20 protein-coding genes are annotated in these 24,065 nt (G+C 73.6%); 7 read left to right on the forward strand and 13 right to left on the reverse strand.

What is annotated here, in order from left to right:
* Positions 1 to 6 precede the first annotated feature (6 nt).
* On the forward strand, positions 7 to 792 hold the full coding sequence (locus ACQP2Y_RS19600) for an alpha/beta fold hydrolase (RefSeq protein ID WP_433730257.1): 786 nt from the start codon (positions 7 to 9) through the stop codon (positions 790 to 792).
* A 27-nt stretch (positions 793 to 819) separates the two neighbouring features.
* Here the strand turns inward: ACQP2Y_RS19600 and ACQP2Y_RS19605 are convergent, their stop codons facing one another.
* Together ACQP2Y_RS19605 and ACQP2Y_RS19610 are read right to left on the reverse strand one after the other, a co-directional pair.
* Entirely contained in the window at positions 820 to 1,980 is a 1,161-nt protein-coding gene (locus tag ACQP2Y_RS19605) for an alkaline phosphatase PhoX (RefSeq protein WP_433730259.1), read from the reverse strand.
* 100 nt (positions 1,981 to 2,080) lie between these two features.
* Positions 2,081 to 2,833, reverse strand: coding sequence for an SDR family oxidoreductase (locus ACQP2Y_RS19610; RefSeq protein ID WP_433730261.1), 753 nt, complete (start codon positions 2,831 to 2,833; stop codon positions 2,081 to 2,083).
* A 296-nt stretch (positions 2,834 to 3,129) separates the two neighbouring features.
* Here ACQP2Y_RS19610 and ACQP2Y_RS19615 point away from each other — a divergent pair, with 296 nt between their 5' ends.
* On the forward strand, positions 3,130 to 5,187 hold the full coding sequence (locus ACQP2Y_RS19615) for a sensor histidine kinase (RefSeq protein WP_433730263.1): 2,058 nt from the start codon (positions 3,130 to 3,132) through the stop codon (positions 5,185 to 5,187).
* Here ACQP2Y_RS19615 and ACQP2Y_RS19620 read toward each other — a convergent pair.
* Complete coding sequence (locus tag ACQP2Y_RS19620; RefSeq protein WP_433730265.1) at positions 5,184 to 6,608, reverse strand: GGDEF domain-containing protein; 1,425 nt, start codon at positions 6,606 to 6,608, stop codon at positions 5,184 to 5,186. The two genes, ACQP2Y_RS19615 and ACQP2Y_RS19620, sit on opposite strands and share 4 nt — an antisense overlap.
* Before the next feature lie 240 nt (positions 6,609 to 6,848).
* On the opposite strand from ACQP2Y_RS19620, the gene ACQP2Y_RS19625 reads away from it, so the two are divergent.
* A complete protein-coding gene (locus ACQP2Y_RS19625; protein WP_433730267.1) occupies positions 6,849 to 8,294 on the forward strand; it encodes a pyridoxal phosphate-dependent decarboxylase family protein in 1,446 nt (481 codons plus the stop codon).
* On the opposite strand, the gene ACQP2Y_RS19630 is transcribed toward ACQP2Y_RS19625, so the two are convergent.
* The 6 genes from ACQP2Y_RS19630 to ACQP2Y_RS19655 form a co-directional block, all read right to left on the reverse strand.
* A complete protein-coding gene (locus ACQP2Y_RS19630) occupies positions 8,291 to 10,384 on the reverse strand; it encodes a M14 family zinc carboxypeptidase (protein ID WP_433730269.1) in 2,094 nt (697 codons plus the stop codon). The two genes, ACQP2Y_RS19625 and ACQP2Y_RS19630, sit on opposite strands and share 4 nt — an antisense overlap.
* Before the next feature lie 60 nt (positions 10,385 to 10,444).
* Positions 10,445 to 11,296, reverse strand: a complete 852-nt coding sequence (locus ACQP2Y_RS19635; RefSeq protein ID WP_433730271.1) for an SDR family NAD(P)-dependent oxidoreductase — start codon at positions 11,294 to 11,296, stop codon at positions 10,445 to 10,447.
* 36 nt (positions 11,297 to 11,332) lie between these two features.
* Positions 11,333 to 12,595: an MFS transporter gene (locus ACQP2Y_RS19640; RefSeq protein ID WP_433730273.1), complete on the reverse strand. Its 1,263-nt coding sequence runs from the start codon at positions 12,593 to 12,595 to the stop codon at positions 11,333 to 11,335.
* On the reverse strand, positions 12,592 to 13,179 hold the full coding sequence (locus ACQP2Y_RS19645) for a helix-turn-helix domain-containing protein (protein WP_433730275.1): 588 nt from the start codon (positions 13,177 to 13,179) through the stop codon (positions 12,592 to 12,594). The genes ACQP2Y_RS19640 and ACQP2Y_RS19645 overlap by 4 nt, the downstream gene beginning before the upstream one ends.
* 39 nt (positions 13,180 to 13,218) lie before the next feature.
* Complete coding sequence (locus ACQP2Y_RS19650) at positions 13,219 to 14,433, reverse strand: MFS transporter (protein ID WP_433730277.1); 1,215 nt, start codon at positions 14,431 to 14,433, stop codon at positions 13,219 to 13,221.
* A 74-nt stretch (positions 14,434 to 14,507) separates the two neighbouring features.
* Positions 14,508 to 15,929, reverse strand: a complete 1,422-nt coding sequence (locus ACQP2Y_RS19655) for a PLP-dependent aminotransferase family protein (protein WP_433730279.1) — start codon at positions 15,927 to 15,929, stop codon at positions 14,508 to 14,510.
* Between the two features lie 99 nt (positions 15,930 to 16,028).
* Between ACQP2Y_RS19655 and ACQP2Y_RS19660 the strand changes: the two genes are divergently transcribed.
* Complete coding sequence (locus tag ACQP2Y_RS19660; RefSeq protein WP_433730281.1) at positions 16,029 to 16,628, forward strand: mycothiol-dependent nitroreductase Rv2466c family protein; 600 nt, start codon at positions 16,029 to 16,031, stop codon at positions 16,626 to 16,628.
* 7 nt (positions 16,629 to 16,635) lie between these two features.
* On the opposite strand, the gene ACQP2Y_RS19665 is transcribed toward ACQP2Y_RS19660, so the two are convergent.
* Genes ACQP2Y_RS19665 through ACQP2Y_RS19675 form a run of 3 tightly spaced genes read right to left on the reverse strand, consistent with a single transcriptional unit; the run spans position 16,636 to position 20,272 of the window.
* A complete protein-coding gene (locus ACQP2Y_RS19665) occupies positions 16,636 to 17,637 on the reverse strand; it encodes a nitronate monooxygenase (RefSeq protein WP_433730283.1) in 1,002 nt (333 codons plus the stop codon).
* Between the two features lie 23 nt (positions 17,638 to 17,660).
* On the reverse strand, positions 17,661 to 18,302 hold the full coding sequence (locus ACQP2Y_RS19670; protein WP_433730285.1) for a response regulator transcription factor: 642 nt from the start codon (positions 18,300 to 18,302) through the stop codon (positions 17,661 to 17,663).
* The gene (locus ACQP2Y_RS19675; RefSeq protein WP_433730287.1) at positions 18,290 to 20,272 is read right to left on the reverse strand and encodes a sensor histidine kinase; all 1,983 of its coding nucleotides are present in this window, start codon (positions 20,270 to 20,272) and stop codon (positions 18,290 to 18,292) included. The genes ACQP2Y_RS19670 and ACQP2Y_RS19675 overlap by 13 nt, the downstream gene beginning before the upstream one ends.
* 137 nt (positions 20,273 to 20,409) lie before the next feature.
* On the opposite strand from ACQP2Y_RS19675, the gene ACQP2Y_RS19680 reads away from it, so the two are divergent.
* A complete protein-coding gene (locus tag ACQP2Y_RS19680; protein ID WP_433730289.1) occupies positions 20,410 to 20,772 on the forward strand; it encodes a hypothetical protein in 363 nt (120 codons plus the stop codon).
* Positions 20,773 to 20,778: 6 nt separating this feature from the next.
* On the opposite strand, the gene ACQP2Y_RS19685 is transcribed toward ACQP2Y_RS19680, so the two are convergent.
* On the reverse strand, positions 20,779 to 22,014 hold the full coding sequence (locus tag ACQP2Y_RS19685) for a low temperature requirement protein A (RefSeq protein WP_433730291.1): 1,236 nt from the start codon (positions 22,012 to 22,014) through the stop codon (positions 20,779 to 20,781).
* Between the two features lie 131 nt (positions 22,015 to 22,145).
* Here ACQP2Y_RS19685 and ACQP2Y_RS19690 point away from each other — a divergent pair, with 131 nt between their 5' ends.
* Entirely contained in the window at positions 22,146 to 23,006 is an 861-nt protein-coding gene (locus ACQP2Y_RS19690) for a S1C family serine protease (RefSeq protein ID WP_433730293.1), read from the forward strand.
* Positions 23,007 to 23,036: 30 nt separating this feature from the next.
* Entirely contained in the window at positions 23,037 to 24,065 is a 1,029-nt protein-coding gene (locus ACQP2Y_RS19695) for an AAA family ATPase (protein ID WP_433730295.1), read from the forward strand.

The following is a 24,065-nucleotide window of genomic DNA, read 5'->3' on the forward strand; positions in this document are numbered from 1 at the left end:
GAGGACATGGACATCTACCACGAGGAACACGGCGTCGCGGCGGGCCGCCCGGTGCTGCTGATCCACGGCGCGCTCTCCGGCATCGGCACCTCGTTCGGCGCGATTCTGCCGCTGCTGGCCCGTACCCGCCGGGTCATCGCCGTCGAGTTGCAGGCCCACGGCCGTACCCCGGACATCGACCGCCCGTTCACGGTGGAGAGCTTCGCCGCCGACGTGGTCGAGCTGCTCGACCGGCTGGGCATCGCCACCGCCGACGTGTTCGGCTGGAGCATGGGGGCGGCGGTCGCGCTGCGCCTGGGCACCGACCACGCCGACCGGGTCGGCCGGCTGGTCCTGGCCTCGGTGAGTTTCGACGAAGCGGGCCTGCACCCGGGCCTGCTGGACGGCATCCAGGACCTGCGGCCCGAGCACCTGCACGGCTCGGAGCTGCACGACGAGTACCTGCGGACCGCGCCGGACCCGGCGGGCTTCGCCACGCTGGTCACCAAGATGAAGGTGCTGGACGCGGACCTGCCGCGGTGGACCGCCGCGCAGATCCGGGCGCTGGCCGCGCCCACCCTGCTGGTGCTGGGTGACGCGGACATCGTGCGCCCGGAGCACGCGGTGGAGATGTTCCGGCTGCTCGGCGGCGGCGTCGCCGGCGACCTGACCGGCCTGCCGGCCTGCCGCCTGGCGATCCTGCCGGGCACCACCCACACCGGCGTCCCGCAGCGCGCCGAGTGGCTGGCCCCGATGATCGACGAGTTCCTCGACGAGAGCGAGCCGGCCTGTGCCGTGCGCCCGGCAGCCTGACCGGGCGCACGGCGAGGCCGGCCGGCGTCAGCGGCGGAAGGGCCCGGTGACGCAGTAGGTGATGCCGCCCGACGACGATCCGCTGGTGCCGCGCTGCGAGGAGAAGTACAGGCGGTCGCCGGCCGGGGTGAAGGCCGGGCCGGTGATCTCGGAGCCGCTCTGGCCGGTGATCCGCAGGAACGGCGAGACCTTGTCGTCCGGCGTGATCAGGCAGATGTCCATGCTGCCGCCGTCCTCGGCGACGTACAGGTCACCGGCGGTGGTGCCGGTGATGTTGTCCACCCCGGACAGCGGGGCCGTGCCGGGGCTGACGAGGTTGTCGTCGTACGCGAGCTCGTAGGTGCCGGCCGCGAGGTTGACCTGCCAGACCCGGTTGTCGCCCTTGGTGGTGAACCAGACGGTGTCGTCGGCGTAGTGGCAGCCCTCGCCGCCGTTGAAGGACTTGGCCCCGGACACCTGGTAGCGGGTGGCGGTGGGGGAGCCGTCCGGGTCCGGCACGGTCGCCCAGGTGAAGGTGCCGGAGGTGCCGCTGCCGGCCCGGAACACCTGCAAGGTGCCGGTGGACAGGTCACCCCAGGTGGAGGGGACGAAGCGGTAGAACTTGCCGTCGGTCTCGTCCTCGGTGAGGTAGACGACCCGGCGTACCGGATCGGCGGCCGCGGCCTCGTGCTTGAACCGGCCCATGGCCGGGCGGAAGACGGCCGTGCCGCCCAGGGGGTACGTCTCGAAGACCCGGCCCAGGCTGACCTCCTCACAGGACAGCCAGGTGTTCCAGGGCGTCCTGCCGCCCGCGCAGTTCTGGTTGGTGCCGGACAGGATCCGCGACGCGCCGACGACCGCCCCGGCGGAGTTGAACAGGATCCGCGAGGCGCCGCCGCCGGAAGAGGAGCTGACCTCGGAGTTGGAGACGTAGACCCAGCCGGTGCCGTTGGGGATGACCGCGCCGCCGTCGGGGGCGTCGTGCCAGACGTAGGACGTGCCGCTGACGACCTGCCGGGACCGGGCCACGACCGTACTGGTGAACCCGGCCGGCAGCTGGATGCCCCGGGCGTCGGCGCTCTGCAGCGGGCCGTAGGGCCCGGTGGCGTTCTGTGCCGGTGCGCCGTACGCCGCGGACCACGCGGTGAAAGGCAGCGCCATCGCTCCCGCGCTCACCACTGTCGCTCGCAGCATCGTTCGCCGATCCATGGAACCTCCTCGATGGGGTTCCTGGCAGCCTGCGAGCGGTGCGTTGCCGGTCACGATGCGGCGAGTGAACCCGCGGTGGATTCTGGACCGCGACTTGGGCTCAGCTGAACCGGGCGACCGCCCGCAGCGGCGCGTGGCGCATCACGAAGCCGACCGGCACCCACGGCCAGGCCGGCACCTTGGCCTGCGGGCGCTCACGTTCGATGGCCCGGACCATGGCCCGTACGCCCTGCTCGGTGGAGACCATCATCGGCTTGGGCTTGGCCGCCGGGTTCGCCTCCGAGACGATGTAGCCGGGGAAGACCGTGGTCACCTTGACCGCGGTGCCCAGCAGGTCGGCGCGGATGCCCTCGGCGAGCGCGGCGACCCCGGCCTTGGTGGCGGCATAGGTGGTCATCCCGCGGGGCAGGCCGCGCATCGCGCTCATCGAGGAGATCACCACGAGGTGCCCGTGGCCCTGGTCCCGGAAGATCTGCACGGCGGCCTCGCACTGCGCCAGCGCGGCGACGAAGTTGGTCTGGGCGCTGTGCAGGTTGGTGTCGAAGCCGCCGGTGCCGATCGGCCGGCCCTTGCCGCCACCGGCGTTGACGATCACCCGGTCCAGCGTGCCGAACTCGGCCCGGACGGCGTCGAACGCCGCGAAGACCTGGGCGTGCTCGGTGACGTCGAGCTGCCGTACCGTGATGGTGACGCCGGGATGGGCGGCCAGCAGCTCGTCCCGCAGGGCCTCGAGCCGGTCCAGCCGGCGCGCGCAGAGCGCGAGATCGCGGCCGCGCGCGGCGAAGTCGCGGGCCATCTGCTCGCCCAGCCCGGCACTCGCCCCGGTGATCAGGATGTTCTTCCGCACGCCCACGCGCCCGACCTTTCCTCGCCCTGGGTCCAGTCTCCAGCCTGCCGGATCTCCGCCGGTGGCCGGGGCGCGCGCACTGCTACCGAATTTGATCTCGCGCGATATTCGCGACAATGGATCAATGCGCAATGGACGCCGCTCAGTTCGCCCCATAACTCCACCGCAGCCCGGTGAGCAGCGACGATGCGGGTTTCACTGCTCCTTAAATCCCGGCCGGGAATTGTTGAACTGCCGGTCCGGGGGATCCGTGTCATCGGGAGGGTACCGACGGTGACGGCGGTGGGCTGGAGGACACGATCGTGGACATCAGGAGTCGTTCCGCGGCCTGGGCCGCCCGGGTCCGCGGCCGGCACGGCCTGACCGGTCGCCGCCCGTGGCCGGCCGTCCGGTGGTTGCTCGGCCGGGCGGCACCGATCCTCACCTTGCGCGGGCAGCCGCTGGCCCGGCGGCTCACGGTGGTGGCGTTGCTGCCGGCCCTGGTCGCCGCCGGCCTCGGAATTCTGCGGATCCGGGACGCGCGGGACGCCGAGCAGCCGCTGGCCGACGCGCAGCGGTACGCCACGATCAGCCAGGCCGCGATCCGGGCCACCGAGGCGCTCGACGACGAACGGGACGCGGCCGCGCCGGCGGTGGCGGACGAGCGCGCCCGGCCTGACCTCGCCGACGCGTACGCGGCCTCCGACCGTTACCTCGCGGCCCTGCTCACCGCCGTCGCCGAGGTCCGTGACCCGTCCCTGGCCTTCGCCCGCGACGAGCTGCGGACCCGGCTGGCGACGCTCGAGGAGCTGCGCCTCACCGCCTTCACCGACTCGCTGTCCGCGCTCGCGACCGTCAACCGTTACGGCCGGCTCATCCTCGACGTCATCGAGCTAGGCCGGCGCGCGGACAGCCGCGCGGTCCTGCTCGCCGGCGACCCGTCCGTAGCCGGTCGCACCCTGGGCGTGTACGACCTGCTGGTCGCGGCCGGCCTCAACTCGCAGCGCCGCGCCCTCGGTACGGCGCTGCTCTCCCGCGGCACCGAGGCGCGCGGCGAACGGGCGGTGCTCGGCGGCTACGGCATCCTGGTCACCCTGCAGACCGCGTCGTTCCGGTCGGTGGCCGGCCCGGACACCGTCGCCCTGTTCCAGGCGGCCGGGGTCGAGGCGGCCGGGGCCGAGGTCGAGGTGTTCGCCGAGCGCATCACGGCGGCGAGCGAGGCCGGCGCCACGGTCGACCTGCCGGTGCGGCAGTGGACGGAACTGACGACGCTGTATCTGGCCAAGGTCCGGCAGGTCCTGCGCAGTGCCGTCGACCGTGCCCTCGCCGACATCACCGCGCTGCGGGCCGACCGGGCCGCCGGGACCCGTACCGACCTGGCCCTCGTCATCGCCGTGCTGCTCGGCGTCACGTTGCTGGCCGGTCTCGTTGGGGGCGGGTTGACGGTCGAGCTGCGCCGGTTGCGGGACCGGATGTGCGACGTCGGCGAGCACCGGCTGCCGCGGCTGGTCGCGTCGCTGGCGGAGTCACCGGTCGAACGCCTGCCCGCGGTTCCCTTACCCGCCGCGAGCCCGGTGCCCGCCGGCCCGGACGAGATCGGCCAGGTCGCCCGGGCCTTCGAGACCGGGCACCAGCAGGCGATCCGGCTGGCGACCGAGCAGGCCGAGCAGCGGGCGACCACGGCCGGCATCGCCCGCACCCTGACCCGCCGGACCCAGGAGCTCATCGGCCGGCAGCTCAACCTGATCACCGAGCTCGAGCAGCGCGAACTGGACCCGGACAAGCTGAACCGGCTGTTCGGCCTCGACCACCTGGCGACCCGGATCCGGCGGCACGGCGACAGCCTGCTCGTGCTCACCGGCGGGCGGCCCGCGTGGCGCTGGCCCCGGCCCGCCTCCCTGACCGAGGTCGTGCAGGCCGCGGCGGCCGCCACCGAGCAGTACCGCCGGGTCGAGATCAGCCCGCTGCCCCAGACCGGCATCCGCGCCGCCGTCATCGTCGACCTGCTGCAGATCCTCGCCGAGCTCATCGACAACGCCACCCGCTTCTCCCCGCCGGACACCCCGGTGCGGATCACCGCGGGACCGCTCGCCGACGGCGGGCTGCGGGTCGAGGTCCGCGACCAGGGGTACGGGCTGGGCGAGCGCACCGCCGCGGAGCTCAACGCCCGGCTCAGCCGCCCCCGGCCGGACGGGATCGGCGACGAGCCGACGCTCGGACTGCACGTGGCCGGCACCCTGGCGGCGCGGACCGGCGTCGCGGTGCACCTGTTGCCGATCGAGCAGGGTTGTGTGGCGGCTGTGGTCGTACCCCCGCGCTTGCTGACCTCGGAAGCGGCGGAACCGGCCGTCGACCGCGCCGGGCTGCTACCCGCGACCTAACGGTTGATGGGTGCGGTGTCGTCGCGGCGGCGCGCGGCCTTGCCGGCGTACATGTCCGCGTCGGCCAGGCCGATCAGCAGGTCGCGGTCGACCGCCAGGCCCGGCCGGGCCTGCGCCAGGCCGATGGTCACGCCGACCGAGACCACGCCGGCCGGCAGCGGGAACGGCGCTCGGACGGCCTCGATGATCCGGGCGGTGAGCTCGGCCGTCCCGGAACCCAGCGCGCCCCGGCAGAGGATGAGGAACTCGTCGCCACCCAGGCGCCCGACCAGGTCCTCCCGGCGTACGGCGGCGGTCAGCCGGGCGGCCACGGCCTTCAGCACGGCGTCGCCGGCCGGGTGCCCGTACCGGTCGTTGACGGGTTTGAAGCCGTCGAGGTCGCAGAGCAGGATCGTGACCTCGTCGAGGGTGCCCCGGTCGACCTCGGCGAGCGCCCGGTCGATCTCGGCCGCGATGTGCCGGCGGTTGCAGAGCCCGGTCAGCTCGTCGTGGGTGGCGTGGTAGGCCAGGGTCTGCTCGGCGCGGTCGCGCTGGCCGGACAGGTGCCGGATGCGCAGCAGCACCAGCGGGACGACCAGCAGCGTCCCGACCGGAAGCAGCAGGCTGGCCGATTCGGTGCCACGCAGCACCTGCACCGCCGCGATCAGCGGGTTGGCGCTCAGCGCGGCGGCGAGCCAGCCGAGGCGCTGGCTCCCGGCGCCCGGCCCGGCGCTCAGCGGCAGGGTGATCGCCGGCGCGTCCGGATGCAGCGGCGCCGCCGCGAGCGTCAGGTACGCCGCCATCATCACCCCGGTGCTCCAGACGGTGCCCGAGCCGGTGGTCAGCGTGCCCGTGGCCGTGGCGGCCAGCGTCAAGACCCCGGTGACCAGCAGATATCCCAGGGTGCCGCGGCCGGGTTTGGCCATCATGCCGATCCGCAGCACGCAGCCGATGACGCCGCACAGCACCAGCAGGTCGGCCAGCAGCAGCACCTCACCGAAGGGCTGGGCCGCCGCGGGCAGGCGCGGCTGGATGACCCACTCCCAGACCGGGCCGCCCGCGCACAGCCCGAACAGGGTGGCGTCGATGATGCCGCCCGGATCCGAGCTGGCCCGCTTGCGGATCGCTGCGGCCACGCCGACCAGGAAGAACATGTGGGCGGTGGACTGCGTCAGGTCGAGCGCTGAGCCCTGCGCCCGGCCCAGGTGCGGCTCGTTGACCCAGCCGGGGAAGAGCAGCTGACCGGCGCAGAGCAGGACCAGGCCGACGACGGCGAGCAGCCAGGGCCGGCGGTCCGGCAGGTGCCCGCTGGCCAGGGCCGCGAGGAGGGTGAGGATCGGCAGCACCGAGACGAGGGTGTAGACCACCGGGCGCCCGTCCGGCCCGGCCAGGGCGTACGCCACGCCGGCGCCCAGCACGGCGGCCGCGGTCGCGGCGTGCACGGGCCAAGCCGGTGCTGTGGCTCGCGGCCAGCGCATCGGCAGGTCCCCCTTCTCGACGTGTCGCCACCCTGATCGGTCTCGCGCATGCGGATCTGAGCAGAACATGTCCGCGGGGGTCAGCGATACCCTTCGCGGGCCGATCCGGACGAAGAACCCCAGCCGGGCCCACCTTCGGCCGAATCGGCGTCGGTTTCGCGTCGCTTGCTGTCGCCGTACGGCGGGATGCGCGAGGCTGCCGGTATGGCTGATCCTCTGCTGGACCGCGACGCGGCGACCGCGGCGCTCGCCCAGGTGTCCGCGGCCGCCGGGCCCTACCTCGACTCCCTGGCCGAGCGACCGGTGCACGACCCCGCCGCCGCGAAACTGCTCGCCGGCCTGGCCGGTCCGCTGCCGGAGGCCGGTGACGGCACCGCCGCGGCCGTCGCGCGGCTCCTCGAGATCGGCACGGCCACCGCCACGGCGTCGTCCGGGCCCCGGTTCTTCCACTTCGTCACCGGCGGCAGCACCCCGGCCGCGCTGGCCGCGGACTGGACCGCCGGGCTGCTCGACCAGAACGCGTTCGCCCGGGTGTCGTCGCCCTTCGCGCACGAGGTGGAGACGGTGGTGCTCGACTGGCTGCGGCAGCTGTTCGGGCTCCCGGCCGGCTGGGGCGGGGCGCTGGTCGGCAGCGCGACCTTCGCCAACTTCACCTCCCTCGGCTGCGCCACCCAGTGGTGGGGCGAGCGCCACGGCGCCGACACCGTCCGCGACGGGCTGTCCGGGCTGCCGCGGATGCCGGTGCTCTCCGGGGGCTACGTGCACGCCTCCGCCCGCAAGGCCCTGCAGATGCTCGGGCACGGGCGGGACGCGGTCGAGGTCTTCGCCCGTGACGACGTGGGCCGCGTCGACCTCGAGGCCGTCGAGCGGCGGCTGGCCGGGCTCGGTGGCGCTCCGGCGGTGCTCATCGCCAACGCCGGCGAGGTCAACGCCGGCGACTTCGACCCGGTCGACGCGCTGGCTGCCCTGGCCGACCGGTACGGCGCCTGGCTGCACGTCGACGGTGCGTTCGGGTTGTTCGCCGCCCTGTCGCCGCGCAGCGAGCACCTCGTGCGGGGGATCGAGCGGGCGAACTCCATCGCCGCCGACGGGCACAAGTGGCTCAACGTGCCGTACGAGAGCGGGTTCGCGCTGATCCGGGAGCCGGAGCGGCTGGGCACCGCGTTCGGGATGCCGGGGGCCGCGTACCTGCCCGGACCGCAGGACCCGGGCGGCGGCTACGGCCTGTACGGGCCCGAGTCGTCGCGGCGGGCAAGGTCACTGCCGATCTGGGCGACGCTGACCGCGTACGGGCGGCAGGGTCACCGCGCCATGGTGGAGCGGCACCTCGACCTGGCCCAGCACCTGGCCCGGCGGGTCGACGAGGCGCCCGAGCTGGAGCGCCTCGCCGACGTGCCACTGTGCATCGTGTGCTTCCGGGTCGCGGACCCTGGCCTGGCCGAGAAGGTACTGGACCGGTGGAACCGGGCCGTCGGCGAAGCCCTGATCGCCGACGGCCGGGTCTTCTGCGGCACCACCGTCTACGGCGGCCGGGTGGCACTGCGGCCGGCGATCGTGAACTGGCGCACGACCGAGGCCGACATCGACCTGTTCGTCGAGGTGGTCCGGGAGCTCGCCGCCCGCACCCGGCCGGACGTGCCTTCCTCCTAGCGGGTGGCCGCCGCGCTGTCGCGGGCGATGCGGACCAGTTCGAGCAGGCCGTCCGCGTACTCCTGGGATTCGGCGTGGGCTTCGGTGAACGGGGGCTGGAAGCCGACGCCCTCCCACTGCTGGGTGTCCTCGTTCCAGATGTCGTTGCCGACCTCGAAGTCCCAGGCCGCGATGCCCAGTTCGTAGTAGAGCTGGTCGGCCGAGTTGCCCGCCGCCGAGTACAGGACGTCGGCGACCGGGCCCGTGTACGCCGGCCAGGTCACCGTGCCGCGTTCGGCGGAGATCGCCCCGACGATGCGGCGGGCGCTGTCCAGGAAGTACTTCGCCTCGTCGATCGACGGCCGGGGCAGGGTGACCCGGCCCGCCGCCTTGTACGCCCCCGGTGACCACATGAAGTAGCCGCCGTAGCTGTGCACGTTCAGGGCGTACTTGATGTGCGGGTTGGCCTTGGCCAGCGCGATCACGTTGTTGCTCTCGGCCTCCGACAGCTCGCCGGTGCCGGCGTACGTGCCGGACAGGCAGTTCGGGCTGCCACCCACGTAACCGTCGAAGTAGGAGCCGACCGTGTAGTTACGGTTGATGTCGACGCCCCACGAGTTGCGCAGGGCGGGGTCGCGGGATGCGCCCGTGCAGTGGTTGACCAGGTTCTTGCGCTGGAAGTTGAAGTCGTTGAAGGAGTAGTTCGCGCCGTCCGGGTTGACCGTCGGGATGACGAACACCTCGACCGAGTTCAGCAGCTCGCGGGTCGCCGGGTCGGTCGCGTAGTTGGCCAGCAGGCGCTCGGCGAACTCCAGCGTGACCAGCGGCGTCGCCCACTCACGGGCGTGCTCCTGCGAGTACGCCAGCACGCCGACCTTGGAGCCGTCGCGCACCGCGCCGATCCGCAGCGCCTGCACCGTCCACGGCCGTTGCGGCACCTCGCTGCCCGCCAGGCCGTCGTCGAGGCGGGCCGAGCCGGTGACCGGCATCGGCACACCCGCCGAGCCCTCCTCGACGAACGCGGTGAAGCGCTGCGGGTAGCGCGCGGTGATGAAGGCGGCCACGTCGTCGGTCGTGCTGATCACCTTGCCGCCGGCGTCGGTCGCCAGCGACACGGTCAGCACCCGGTCCCGGTACGTCGCACCGAGCGGCCTGTTCGCCCGCCCCGGATCCACCGTGCGCACCTGCACACCGTTCATGCCCTGGTCACCGAACTTGACCGACTCCACCACGACAGCCGCCGCGGCGGGGTCGCCGAGATACGCCGCCGCCGTGCGCCGATATCCCTGGGTGCGGCGCGGCAGGTCGACCACGTCGACCAGGTCGTCGTACTGCCGGCCCAGCCGCTGGATCCGCGCCTTGATGTCGATGGGCGTCATGTACGCGTCGATGAAGTCCTTCTGGTATCCCGTCGGCAGCGGCGGCGGAGTCGCGTTCGGCCAGGCCGTCGGCGTGACCACGCGGGACCGGCCGCCGAGGCTGGAGGTGGCGCTGACCTTGACCGGCTTCGCGGGCAGCCGCTGCGGCACCTCCACGTGGTACTGGTATTCGCCCGAGTCCTCGAAGCGGTAGAGCGGGTAGCTGCCGGTGGTGCCGTCGGCGGTCGTCCAGGTCACGGTGATCTCGACGTCCAGGTCGTCGGAGGCGGACGTGGCGACCTGGGTCTGCAGGAAGGTCCGCCCGTTGCTGGTCCACCAGTACGCCTGGAGGAACTGCAGGGTGTCCTCGCCGGCCAGGCCCGCCGACCGCCGGCCCTCGGCGAGCCGGCGGGCACCGTCGGCCTCGGTCTGGATCACCTGCACGGCCACCGCGCCGCGCCGGGTGAGCGCGGCCAGCTCGGCGGAGGTCACCACGACGTCGGCCATGACCTGCCCGTCGGTGGTGCGCGGCCGGGTGGCGACGTCCGCTCCGGAGGCGACGAGCTGCTGGAACGCGGCCTCGTCGGGCAGCCGGAAACGGATCAGGGCACTCCGGCCGGGGTCGAGGGCGATCACCGGCGCGGCGGCCGGTGCGCCCGGTGGGGCGGCGGCACTCGCACCGGGGTGGGTGAGTAGTCCGACGGTCAGCACGGCTGTAGCGGCGGTGGCCGCCCAGCGGCGTCTGGATGACATCGAGCCTCCTGCGACATCGAAGGATGATGACACCCAGACCAGTCCATCCATCGACCTGTGTCAACTGCCGCCGGCCCGCTCCCGGAAGTAGCCGCGGGCGCTGGCCGGGCGGCTCCCGTCCAGGTCGGTGAAGCCGTACTCCTCGGCGAGCTCGGCCGCCACCAGGCAATGTCCGGTGTGGCGGGTCACGGCGGGGTCGCCGGCCAGGGCCACCACCGCGCGCCCGACGAACTCCGGCGACTCCGAATTGGACAGGTCCATGAACTCCGCCGCGCTCAGGACGCCCTCGGTGCGGACCAGGCCGGGGTAGAGGCTCACGGCGGTGACCTGCCGCGGCCGCAGCTGCTCGGCCATCACCGCGATCATGCGGTCGTCCGCGGCCTTGGCCACGCTGTAAGCAACCTGATCCTCGCCGCTGAGGTAGCTGCCGGGGAAGAAGGACACCGTGACGACCAGGGCGCCCGGGCGCAGCACCGGCACGGCCAGCACGGTGGTGGCGTAGTGGGCGCGGACGCCGCCGGTGAACATGTCGTCCCAGACCGACAGCGGCTGCTCCCAGAACACGCCCTCCATGTCGGTGTGCCTGTCCTCGTGGTAGGGCCGGTAGCCGGCCCAGACGTTGTTGACCAGCAGGTCGAGGCCGCCGCTGCGGTCCCGGATGGCATCGATCACGGCCGCGACCTGGCTGTCGTCGGTGTGGTCGCACACCATCGGGACACCCCGGCCCCCGGCCGCCGTGACCTCCCGCGCGGTCTGCTCGACGCTGCCCCCGACGCGTGGATAGGTGATGCTGCCGTCGGTGGACCGGCCGGTGACGTACACGGTGTGGCCGGCCGCGCCGAGGGCCAGCGCGATGCCCTTGCCGACCCCGCGGCTGGCCCCGGTCACCAACGCGATGCGCTCATCGGTCATGCCGGGATCCTGCCGCGGGGGTACGACAACAACGGGCTATCCGACCGGCTCGGGGACAGCGGGCCGGCTGCCGCTGCGCAGCCTCAGGAACAGCCCGGCCGAGGCGAGCAGGACCACCGCGCTGATGGTGTAGCCGGCCTCGATGCCGTTGCGGGTGGCCTGCCAGCCGATCACCGGGATGACCACCGCACCCACCGCCTGCATGAGCAGTGACTGCACGGACAGCACCGTGGCGCGTTCGCCCGGCTCGACCCGCTCGTGCAGCAGGTGGGCCTGCGCCGGGAAGGCGGCGCCGAGCCCGATGAAGAGCACGCAGTACGCGATCCCGGCGAGCACCATGGCCAGAGTCCCGGACAGCGTCGCGCAGCCCGCCAGCCCGGCCAGGGCCAGCGCCGACACGGTCCAGCCGGCTGTCGCCGCCCGGGCGTGCGAGGCGAAGCGGCGTACCGCCCCGGCGGCGAGCATGCCGCCGATCGCGTCCGCGCCGAAGCCGGCCGCCGCGACCACCGCGTACGTGGCGGCGGCCCGCGGTCCCGTGGAGAGGCCGGCCAGCCAGGCGGGCGTGAGCAGCTCGATCGTGCCCAGGGCCACGCCCGCCCCGCCCGCGGCCAGCATGATCCGGGTCAGGGCCCGGTCGCGACCGGCCACCCGCAGCCCGGTGACCACGGTGGCCGGCACGCCCCGCAGCACGACACCGAGCGCCGGACGCACGTGCGGCGGCTCGGGCAGGCTGGTGGTGAGCACCGCCCGCAGCACCTCGACGCCGGCGGCCATCAGCACCGGCACGGCCAGGGCCGGCAGCGGACCGACCTTGCCCAGGGCCAGCGGCAGCAGCCCGCCGATCAGGGTGCCGGCGCCCAGGGCCAGCGACGCGGCGACCTCGCCGCGGGCCAGGCCGGCGGTCAGGTCGGTCTCGCGTCCCTGCTCGGCGTGCACAGTGTCGACGTACCAGGCTTCGAGCGGGCCGGTGGACAGAGCCCGGGCCGCCCCGCGCAGCACAGCGGAGGCCAGGAACAGGGCCACTGTGTTGGCCAGACCGAGCAGCAGCAGGCCGGCGGCGCCCGCGACCGCCGAGGCGATCAGCACCGGCCGGCGCCCGAGCACGTCGGCCAGCCCGCCGGTGGGCAGCTCCAGCAGGGCGATGGTGAGGCCGTAGGCGACGCCGACGACCGCGATCGTCGACACCGTCAGGCCGCGGTCGAGCATCAGCAGGACCAGCGGCACCAGGTAGAGCCCGGCCGGCAGCCAGAGCAGAGCGTTCAGCAACGCGTAGCGGCGCGCGGCCGCGACGGCGTTCATCGGTCCGCGGCGCGGGGGAACCCGGCCACCACTACTGAGACCACGGCGGTTGCCGGGTCGTCGGAGTCACGGGCGCGCAGTTCGTCGAGGTGGGCGTAGAAGCGGTCCCACAGCTCACTCAGGGACGTCTCGGTCAGCCGTACCTGAAGGTCGCCGATGCCCGCGGCCTCGACCCAGGCCGGGGTGAGCTGGTCCTGCTCGGCCTCGAAGCGTTCGACGTCGCCGATCAGGACCTCGACCTGGCGGCGGCGCATCATCGCGGCCGCTTCCCGGCCGGCGTCGGTGGCCGCGAGCTGGGTGTTGCTCCAGCCGGTGGTGCGGTGCACGGCGGCCCAGCGGCGTTCGCGGGGATGTCGGCGCTCCTGCGGCTCGGCCGGCGCCTCGGCGACGAACCCGTGCTTGGCCAGGATGCGCAGGTGGTAGCTGGTGGATCCGGTCTCGGTGTCGAGCCGGTGGGCCAGCTCGGTGGCGGTTGCCGGGCCGTGCCGGCGCAACAGCGCGAGCATGCGCACCCGCAGCGGGTGGGCGACGGCCTTGAGGTCGGCGGGATCGGTGACGTGGCGGTCCTGCTGGGGGTCGGTCATGGCCTCACCATAGACCATGCAGAGACTTTTATGCAGAGATTATTCTGCAGGGATTCCGACAGGGCGGTGCTGGGCCGCCCACCGCGTCACCGGTACGGTGGCCAGCCCGGCCGCCGCGATCAGGACGCCCAGGATCAGCCAGCCCGTGGCGCCGTACCCGAGGATCAGCCCGGTCAGCGCAGCCGGGCCCAAGATCCGGGCCAGCGGGATGCCGCTGTTGTACATGCCCTGGTAGAGGCCATGGCGTCCAGCCGGGGCCAGGCCGAAGCTGAGCTCCCAGCTCCCGGCGGCCTGCAGCATCTCGGCGAGCACCTGCAGCAGTCCGGCCACCACGAGGACCGCGCAGGTCAGCCCGGGGGAGGGGGTGCTGCCCGTGACCGCGAAGACAGCACAGGCGCCGAGCATCACCAGCCCGGCGGTACGGACGGTGCGCGCCGCCGACGACACATCGGTGACCCGGCGGGCCACCCGCATCTGCAGGAGCATCACGCTGACCGTGTTGAGCGCCAGCACGACCGCGGCCATCCACGTCGGCGCCTCGGTGGCCGCCACGATCCACAGCGGAATCACCAGGCTGAGCAGCGGCATGTAGAGCAGCATCACGGCGTTGAGCAGGGTCAGCACCGCGTACGGGCGGTCCCGCAGGACCGTCAGCGCCCGCTCGCCCCCGGCCACCGGCGCCGGCGCCGTGCCACTCGGCAGCCGGCTCAGCAGCAGCGCGGCGATCCCGAACGCGACGGCGTCGAGGGCCAGCACCGTCACGTACGCCGGCCGGGTGTCCAGGGCGAGAGCGATCGCGCCGACGACCGAGCCGAGGGCCAGCCCGCCGTTGATCCGCGACTGCAGCCGGGCCCGGACCCGGGTACGTTCCGCGGGTTCGACCAGCCGGGTCAGCAGTGCCTGACGGGCGGCGATCAGGCCGGACTGGCAGACGCCGTACGCGCAGATGACCACCAGGAAGGCGGGGAAGCCACGCGCCACGGGCAGCACCGCCACCGCCACCGCGGTGCCCGCCGCCAGGGCGACCGCGGCGCGACGAGGGCCGATCCGGTCGGCGAGGTGGCCCAGCGGCATGCTGGCCAGGAACCCGGCGCCCCAGGCGAGCGACATGCCCAGCCCGAACCGGGTCGCGGACAGCCCGACCACGTGCGTGAAGTACAGCGCGAAGGTGACGTAGAAGGCGCCGTCCCCAATCGCGTTGACCAGATGGGTCCGCGCCAATGTGGTGGCGACCCGGGCAGTGTCGGCGCTCATGGTCTCCACCTTCGGCGTGGATCGGTACGCCGCAGAAGTGCCAATGGCCGCCGAACCGTTCGGGCCAATCCGGCTCACGGGGTGAAGCAGCGGGTCAACCGGCGCAGTGCTTCGGGGAGGCGGTCGGTGGGGATGCTGCCGTACCCGATCACCAGGCCGTCACGTTCCGGCGGCGCCGCGCAGAAGTCCGCCAGGCTCTGCACGCCGACCCCGGCGCGTTCGGCCCGGGCGACCACGGTGGCGGCGTCCACCCCGGCGTCCGCGCGCAGGTGGGCGGTCAGGTGCAGGCCGGCCACCGAGGGCACCGGAACGAGCCGGCGGCCCAGGTCGCCGTCCAGCGCGGTGAGCAGCAGGGCGCGGCGGGCGCCGTACACCTTCGTGGCCGTGCGCAGGTGCCGGCCGAACAGGCCCTCCTCGATGAAGGCCGCCAGGGCCGCCTGGGTGCCGGTGTCGCCGTGCCAGTCGGCGACCTGCCGGGCCAGCCGCAGCGGCGGGAGCAGCGTGGCCGGCGCGACCAGGAAGCCCAGCCGCAGCGCCGGCAGCATGGTCTTGGAGAAGGAACCGACGTAGATGACGTGGCCGCCACGGTCGAGGCTCTGCAACGGCTCCAGCGGCCGCTTCTCGAAGCGGAACTCGCTGTCGTAGTCGTCCTCGACGACGGCGCTGCCGTGCCGTTCCGCCCACGACAGCAGCTCTCTGCGCCGGGCGTGCGACATCGGCACGCCCAGCGGGAACTGGTGCGACGGTGTGGTGTAGACGATCCGCGCCCGCGACGGCAGCGCGTCGACGACCAGCCCTTCGTCGTCCACGGGCACACCGACCACGGTGGCGCCGTGGGACCGGAACAACCGGCGGGCGGGCGGATAGCCGGGCTCCTCCACCGCCACGACGGCACCGGGCTCCACCAGCACCCGGGCGATGAGGTCGAGCGCCTGCTGGGCGCCGTTGGTGACCAGAACGTCGCCGGGCCCGGTGCGCACCGACCGGGAGATGCCCAGCCAGCGGGCCACCGCGGCGCGCAACGCGGGATGACCGGCCGGGTCGGCGTAGCTCCCCGCGGCCAGCGTGCCGGTGCGTAGCTCCCGGTTGACCAGGCGACGCCACGACGGCAACGGGAACAGTGCCGGGTCCGGGGTGCCCACCCGCAGGTCGTACCGGGGCTCCGGGCGCTGCGGAGGCGTCGTGGCGAGCTCCGGCCAGATCCCGCGGGGCTGGAGGCTGCCACCGGGCGCGGCGCCGGCGGGCCGGTCGAGGGCGGCCGTGCCGTCGACGAAGGTGCCCGAGCCGACCCGCGCCGTGACGAAACCCTCCGCCAGCAGCCGCTCGTACGCCGTCGAGACGGTGTTGCGCGACACCGCCGCGTTGCGGGCCAGCTCCCGGGTGGGTGGCAGCCGCTCGCCGGGTCGCAGCCGGCCGTCCAGGATGGCCTCCCGGAGCTGCCGGTAGACCTGGACGACAAGATCACCTGAACCGGTCAGGTGCACCTGGAAGCTCATCTGCCCCGCGATTGGTCTGCTCGGATGGCACCGGATTGGCCCTTGGGAGGTGCCACTCTACCGTCGTAGGCTCAACCGGCAACCAGAGAAGGAGCCGACTTGACCAGGGTGGATTTCTACTTCGACGCGGCCTGCCCGTTCGCCTGGATCACCTCCCGCTGGATCCTGGAGGTCCAGCGGCTGCGCGAGCTGGAGCTGCATTTCCGGCCGATGAGCCTGTACGTGCTCAACGAGCACCGCGAGCTCCCGGAGTGGTACCGCGAGCTGGTCGACCGGTCGCTCGGCCCGGCCCGGGTGGTGACCGCCGCGGCCCAGGAGCACGGCGAGCAGGTGCTGGGCGACCTCTACACGGCGCTGGGCACCCGCATCCACCAGCACCGCCGGCAGGACTTCGACGCGGTGGTCGTTCAGGCGCTGGCCGAGGCCGGACTGCCGGCGACCCTGGCCGCGGCCGCCACCAGCACCGACTACGACGAGGCCCTGCGCAAGAGCCACCACGAGGGCATGGACCCGGTCGGCGACGACGTCGGCACACCCACCATGCACATCGACGGGGTGGCGTTCTTCGGCCCGGTGCTGTCCAGCATCCCGCGCGGTGATCAGGCGGCCAGGATCTTCGACGGTGCCCTGGCGCTGGCGTCCTTCCCGGACTTCTTCGAGCTCAAGCGCACCCGGACCGGCGAGCTGTCGTTCGAGTGAGCCCCGGTCAGCCCAGCCGGTCGAGGATCTCGCGACAGGTCCCCGGCCGGGCCTGACCGAACGCCGTCCCGGCCCACAGGTGCAGCGCCCCGGCGTCACCGGCCCGGGCCGCGGCGGCCCGGATCGGCGCGGTCAGGTGGTGCACCGCCGGGTAGCCGATCGGCGCGTCCGCGGAGTACGTGTCCGTGAACCGGTTGCGCAGCCCGCGGGCCGGTTGCCCGGTGAACGCCCGGGTCACCACGGTCGAGGCGCCGTCGCTGCCCAGCGCCGCCCGATGCGCCTCCCGCGTGCCGGCCTCGGCGGCGAGCAGGAACATCGTGCCGACCTGGACGGCGGTCGCCCCGGCCGCGAGCAAACCGGCGACGTCCGTCGCGCTACCGACCCCGCCGGCTGCCACCACGGGTACGGACACCGCCGCCCGCACCTCGCGGACGAGATCGGCCGTGCCCCGGTCCCCGAGGTAGCTCGCGGGACGGGTCGTCGCGGAGTGCCCACCGGCACTGCCGCCCTGAGCCACCACCGCGTCGGCGCCCGCGGCCACGGCAGCTCCCGCCTCGTCCGCGTCGGTCACGGTGATCAGCACGGTCGAACCCGCCCGGCGCAGCGCGTCGACCACGGCCGCGTCCGGGATGCCGAAGGTGAAGCTCACCCACGCCGGTGCCGCGGCCACGGCCAGCTCGACCTTGGCCGCGAAGTGGTCGTCGTCGTGCAGGCGCAGCGGGGGCAGCTCGACGCCGTACCGCTCGGCCTCGGGAGCCAGCCGGGCGCGGTAGGCCTCCACCGCCGCGGCGTCGGGAGCGATCCCCGACGGCACGAAGATGTTGAGCCCGTACGGGTGACCGGCATCGCGCAGCTCCCGCAGGTGACCCTCGACCACCTCGGGCGTCAGGTAACCGGCGGGCAGGAATCCCGCTGTCCCGGCCTCGGCCGCCGCCCGCACCAGCGCGGTCGTGGAGACCCCGCCGGCCATGGGCGCGACGACGACGGACCGCTCGCAACCGTCCAGCATTCCGCCACTGTAGGACGCCGGGCTCAGGCGCGGTTGAGGAAGACGAGCACCGCCTGGACGCGGCGGTGGTTCTCCTCGTCGGCGGCCAGACCGAGTTTGGCCATGATGGAACCGATGTGGGTCTCCACCGTGCGGTCGGTCAGCCACAGCCGGCGGGCGATGCCGACGTTGGTCCGGCCCTCCGCCATCGCGGCCAGCACCTCACGCTCGCGGGGCGTGAGGGCGGCCAGCGGATCGCCGGCGCCGCGCCCGGCCAGCAGCCGGGTCACCACCTCCGGATCCAGCGCCGACCCGCCGGCCGCGACCCGGCGCAACGCGTCCACGAAGTCGTCCACGTCCAGCACCCGGTCCTTGAGCAGGTAACCGAAGCCGCCGCTGCTGACCAGCTCGACGGAGTGCCGGGTCTCGATGTGCTGGGACAGCAGCACGATCCCGGTCCGCGGATGCCGGGCGCGGACCGTCCGGGCGGCCCGGGCGCCGTCGTCGGTGTGGTCCGGCGGCATCCGGATGTCGATGACGGCGAGGTCCGGCTCGGTGGCGTCCACGGCGGCCACCAGCGAGGGTGCGTCGGCGGCCTTGGCCACGACATCGTGTCCGCTGTCGATCAGCAGGCTGGCCAGCCCCTCCCGGAACAGCGCGGAGTCCTCGCCGATCACGATCCGCACGGCAGTACCGCCTCCACCACAGTGCCGCTGCCCAGCGGGCTCGTCAGCCGCAGACCACCACCGGCGGCGGCGACCCGGTCGCACAGCCCGGCCAGCCCGGCCCCGGCCCGCAGGGTCGCGCCGCCCGGGCCGTCGTCGTGCACCCGTACGGTCAGCGCGTCCGCGTCCAGGGTCAGCCGCAGGCCGATGCTCGCGGCCCGGGCGTGCCGCATCGCGTTCACCACCGCCTCGCTGGCCACGTAGTAGGCGGTGGTCGCCACGACGTCGGGCAGGGTGTCGTTGCGCAGCTCCGGCTGCACGTCCAGGGTGATCGGCACGGGCACCCGGCCGACCAGCATGGTCAGCGCGTTGACCAGGCCGTCGTCCAGGCTGCTGGGGCGCAGGCCGTGGGCGATGCGGCGCAGCTCGGCGACGGCGGTGCCGAGCTCGGCCACCGCGGTGTCGAGCAGGCCGGTGACGTCGGTGCCGCCGTCGTCGAGGTGGCGCTGCCCGACCCGCAACGCCATGCCCAGCGCCACGAGCCGCTGCTGGGCGCCGTCGTGCAGATCCCGCTCGAGGCGGCGGCGTTCCTCGTACGAGACGGTGAGCAGGCGGGCCCGGCTGGACTCGACGTCGCGCAGCGCCCCGGAGAGCTCGATCCGCAGCCGGACCACCTCTACCAGCAGGGCGCAGGCCGTGGCGATCTCCCGGGACAACTCGCGCGAGCCGCGCCGGTGGAGGAGTTCGCCGATGTCCGTACCGCCGAGCACCACCGGGGTGCCCGAGCCCCGCAGCGGCTCGCCGCGGGCGTCGACCAGTCCGGGCGTACCCGGCAGCCGGTAGCCGATGCGCAGGTCCGGATCCCGCAGGGCGACCCGCAGCTCGGCCTCGAGCTGCTCGGGCTGGGCCGTGCCGTCGTGGGTGCGCCGGCGCAGGTCCTCGATCGCCGCCAGCGCCGCCCGGCGTACCGGATAGAGCCGCCGGTCCACCCGGCGCTGCAGCCGGGACCGCAGGGGAGCGAGCGCGGCGGCGCACACAGCGGTGGCCGCGGCGGCGGCCACCGCCGACTCCCGGCCCAGGGCGATGCCGGCCAGGAATGTCGCGGCGGTGTAGAAGGCGAGCAGCGCGGTGGTGACGATGCCGTACGTGACGGTGGCGCTCAGCGCCCGGTCCACGTCGTACAGATCATGGCGCAGCACCGCGATCGCCGTGGCCGCCGGAATGGCGATGTAGGTGGCCGCGAGCCCGAACAGCACCAGGTCCGGGCCGTCCAGGAACAGGTAGCTGACCCAGCACAGCACCAGTGTGGCCGGGATGAACAGGGCGCCCAGCGCGAACCACTTGATCTGGGCGCGGCGCACCGGATCGCTCTCGCGGCGGTGCCGGGTCACCATCGACACGGCGGTGGCGATCAGCAGGCCGAGGAAGACCGGCAGCAGCGCCAGGCCCGCGGCCATCAGCACCGGTTCGAGACCACCGGCGCTCAGCACGTGCGGCAGGCCGGTGAAGGGCGCCGGGAACGGCGCCGGGTCGAACGCCACCAGCACGGTGAAGGCGACGGGTACGGCGATCAGCCCGATCCCCACCCACCGCCACCGCCGGCCCGGCACCCGCCCGTCCGGGAAGGTCAGAGCGAGCAGGGCCGGCGGCACGTAGAGGAACATCCAGTCGCCGGCGTGCAGCGCGACCAGCAGAGCCGAGACCGGGACCACGTCCGGGCGCTGGGCCACCGCCTCGACGTAGACGTCACTGGCGGCCACCTCAATCGGCAGCAGCCCCACCCAGGTGAGCAGAGCACCGACGATGTTGCCGGGCCGCCGGGTGGCCACCACCACGCCGAGGCCCACGGAGACCAGCCCGAGGACCGTCGCGACGACGACATAGGCCACGGCGCCGGGGTCGCCGCTCAGGTGCGCGAAGACCCCGCCCGCCGCCGCCACGACACCGGCCACCCCGGCGATCCCGTACGCGATGAGCGGTCTGACCTGCATGTCCTCACCGTAGGGCCGCGGGGGCCGCAACGGATACGGGCCAGCACGGAGAAACGACCGGCGGCAGCACGGATCCGGCGTGGTGCGGCCCGGCCGGAGACTGCTGGGCATCGCATCCCGCACACTCGGAGGACACCATGCACCGTTCGAAGGGCTTCGTCACCGGACTGGTCATCGCCGGCCTGCTCGGCCTGGGCGACATCATCACGCTGCTGGTCGGCAACGGCGAGACGCCACCGGTGGAGGTGGCGGCCATCGGCGCCGCACTCGGCCTGATCACCGTCGCCGCCCTGGTCCCGGCGTGGCGGGGCAGCCGCGGCGGGGTCATCGCGATCGTCGTCTCCCGGCTGCTGTCCGCCGTGACCGCGCTGCCCGCGTTCTTCGTCGACGACGTACCGGGGGGCGCGGTGGCCGCCGCCGCGGTCGGCCTCGTGATCACCCTGGTCGCGGTGGCGCTGGTCGCCGCCCGGCTGCGCCGGCCCGCCGCCGTGCCGGCCTGACCCGCCTCAGACCTTGGCGGTGCGGACCTCACCGGAGCGGTGCAGCGCGAAACCGGTCAGCACGCCCGCCACCGTGAGCACCGCGAACAGGCCGACGGTGACGGCGGGGGAGAGGTCGAGCAGGGCGATCAGCAGGGCCAGCGGTACGCCGGCACCGGGCCACACCACCGCCCCCCGGATCCGCTGGCCCAGCTGGCCCTGCATGACCGCGGCGCTGAGCAGGTAGCCGGCCGTGGCGATGCCCAGCACCCACCTCGTACCGGCGGTGAGGTGGTCGTCGGCCCCGTGCAGCACCGCGTGTTCGAGCCCGACCGCCACCGCCGCCAGCGAGACGGCCAGCGGCAGGTGCACGTACACGTAGAAGTCGTGCACGCCGTGCTTGGTCGCGTGGTCACCCTCGGCGGCCAGCCGTCGTTTGGCCGCACCGCCGGACAGGTCGAAGTAGATCCACCACAGCGCCGCCGCCACCACGAACGCCGCCACCGCCGTGACCACCACGGCCGGCTTCCACTCGCCGTCGTGCAGGCCGGTCACCACGGCGGCCACGGACTCGCCGAGGACCAGGATGACGAAGAGCCCGAAGCGTTCCGGCAGGTGCTCCAGGTGCAGCGGGACGGCGTCCTTCAACCGGGCCGCGGCGGTCGGCCACACCAGGTCGGCGAACACGCCGACGCCCCACAGCACGTACCGCGCCGGGGTCGGCACGGCCAGCGAGACGAGCCAGACAGCCGCGCCCAGTCCGTGCCCGATCAGGTACAGCCGGGCCGTCGAGCGGGCCTTGGGCACGTGCCGCCAGGCCCGTACGTAGCCGGCGATCAGCGCCAGCCGGATGATGACGTAACCGATGACGAACCAGCGGCCGGTGGGTTCGTCGATCTTGTCCACCGCGGCGGCCATCGCCACCACGCCCGCCATGGCGGTGAGGGTGATCAGCCGGAACACCGCGTCGTCGGTGTCGAACCGGTTGGCGTACAGGGTGGTGCTGGCCCACGCCCACCAGCCCACCGAGAGCACCGCGGCGAACACCGCGGCGCCGGACCAGGTCTCGTCCTTGGCCAGCACGTCGGCGCAGCGGGCGACGAACAGCACGAAGGCCAGGTCGAAGAACAGCTCGAGGCGGGTCGCCGAGCGGTTCGACTCCTGGTTGAGGTCGGGCGGCCGGACGGGTTCGACCTGCTCGGCCTCCTCCTCGTCGAGGTGCTCACGCTCGTCCTTACCGAGCTGGTCCTCCGCGTTCGTCACTGGGCCTCCAACGCCGTGTCGCCGTGCGCTCGCACTACCCCCGGGAGTGTCCGGTCATACCCGTATGTGCACGGTCGGCACGCTCAGGCCACTCACATGGATCTTTGAGGTGGGCGGCCTAGCCTGGGGTGATGGTCATCGACCTCACGGGCGGCAGTGAGCCGGAACGGACCCGCAGGCGGCCCTGGCGCGCGTACGGGAACCGCGGTCTGCTGCCCTGGGCAGCGATTGCCGCCGCGCTGGCGCTCACCGCCGCGATCTTCTTCCGCTGGGGTTCCGCGGGCGATCCGGCACCGGTCGCCGCGCCGCCCAGCCCCTCGGCCTCGGCCACCGCCCTCACCGTCCCGCAGGTCTACCAGACGCTGCTCCCGTCGGTGGTGTTCATCCAGGCCACCGGCGGTTCCTCCGCCGTCACCCGCGGCGTCGAGGGCGGCACCACCGCCGCCGACGTCGCCACCGGCACCGGCGTGGTCGTCAACGCGGACGGCACGGTGCTCACCGCTCTGCACGTCGTCGCGGGCGCCACCGCCATCCAGGTGACCTTCGCCGACGGCACCCGCTCGGCGGCCAAGGTCGCCACCGCCGAGGCCGCCGACGACATCGCGACGCTGACCGTCAGCAAGCTGCCCTCGGTGGTCGTGCCGGCCGTGCTCGGCGGCGCGGGGCTGGGCGTGGGCGACGCCGTGGTCGCCGTCGGCAACCAGCTCGGCCTGCGCAACAGCACCACCGCCGGGGTCGTCTCCGGGCTCGACCGCTCGGTCGGACGGGGCCGGACCGCCGACCTTACCGGGCTCATCCAGTTCGACGCGGCGGTCAACCCGGGCAGCTCCGGCGGGCCGCTGATCAACACCCGGGGCGAGGTGGTCGGCGTCATCGTCGCCCTGGCCAACCCGACCGAGGCCGGCACGTTCATCGGCATCGGCTTCGCCGTGCCGATCGGCACCGCCCTCGGCGGCGACGGCCCCGGCGACGGACCAGCTCTTCCGCTCTGACCACGACCACCGATTCCCGAGGACGGTTCCATGAACGCACCGGTACGCGGCCAGGACTGGACCGACGGCGGCCGCCGGTCCCCGCGCGGCTCCCCGGCCGGACCGGTGGAGCAGGTGCTCTACGAGGTCAAGAAGGTCATCGTCGGGCAGGACGGGCTGATCGAACGGCTGCTGGTCGCCCTGCTGGCCCGCGGGCACATCCTGGTCGAGGGCGTGCCCGGGCTGGCCAAGACGCTGGCCGTCAAGTCGCTGGCCGAGGCGATCGGCGGGCAGTTCCACCGGGTCCAGTTCACCCCCGACCTGGTGCCCGCCGACATCCTCGGCACCCGGATCTACCACCAGCCGACCGGCGAGTTCCAGGTCTCGCTGGGCCCGGTGTTCACCAACCTGCTGCTGGCCGACGAGATCAACCGGGCCCCGGCCAAAGTGCAGAGCGCCCTGCTGGAGGTGATGCAGGAGCAGCAGGTCACCATCGGCCGCGAGACCCACCGGGTGCCGCTGCCGTTCCTGGTGATGGCCACCCAGAACCCGATCGAGTCCGAGGGCACCTATCCGCTGCCCGAGGCGCAGGTCGACCGGTTCATGATGAAGGTCGTCGTGGGCTACCCCAGCGCCACCGAGGAGTTCGTCGTCGTCGAGCGGGCGATCGGCACCGCCGCGGCGATCGTGCGGATCATCGACCCGGACACCCTGGTGGCCATGCAGGGCGACGTCGACCGGGTCTACATCGACCCGTCGCTCATCGAGTACGCGGTCAGCCTCGCCCACGCCAGCCGCGAGCCCGGCACGGTGGGCCTGGCCGACCTGGCCCGTTACGTCACCTTCGGGGCCAGCCCGCGCGCCTCGATCAGCCTGGTACTGGCCGCCCGGGCCCTGGCCTTCGTCCGCGGCCGGGACTACGTCGTCCCCCAGGACCTGACCGACCTGGTCCTCGACGTGCTGCGGCACCGGCTGGTGCTGTCCTACGAGGCGCTGTCCGACGACGTGACCGCCGACGCCGTCCTGCAGAAGATCCTGGCGGCGCTGCCGATCCCGGATCCCGTCGGCCGGGGCCGCTGA

The organism is Actinoplanes sp. CA-051413 (genome assembly GCF_050955795.1).
In the GTDB taxonomy this organism is placed as follows: Bacteria; Actinomycetota; Actinomycetes; order Mycobacteriales; family Micromonosporaceae; genus Actinoplanes.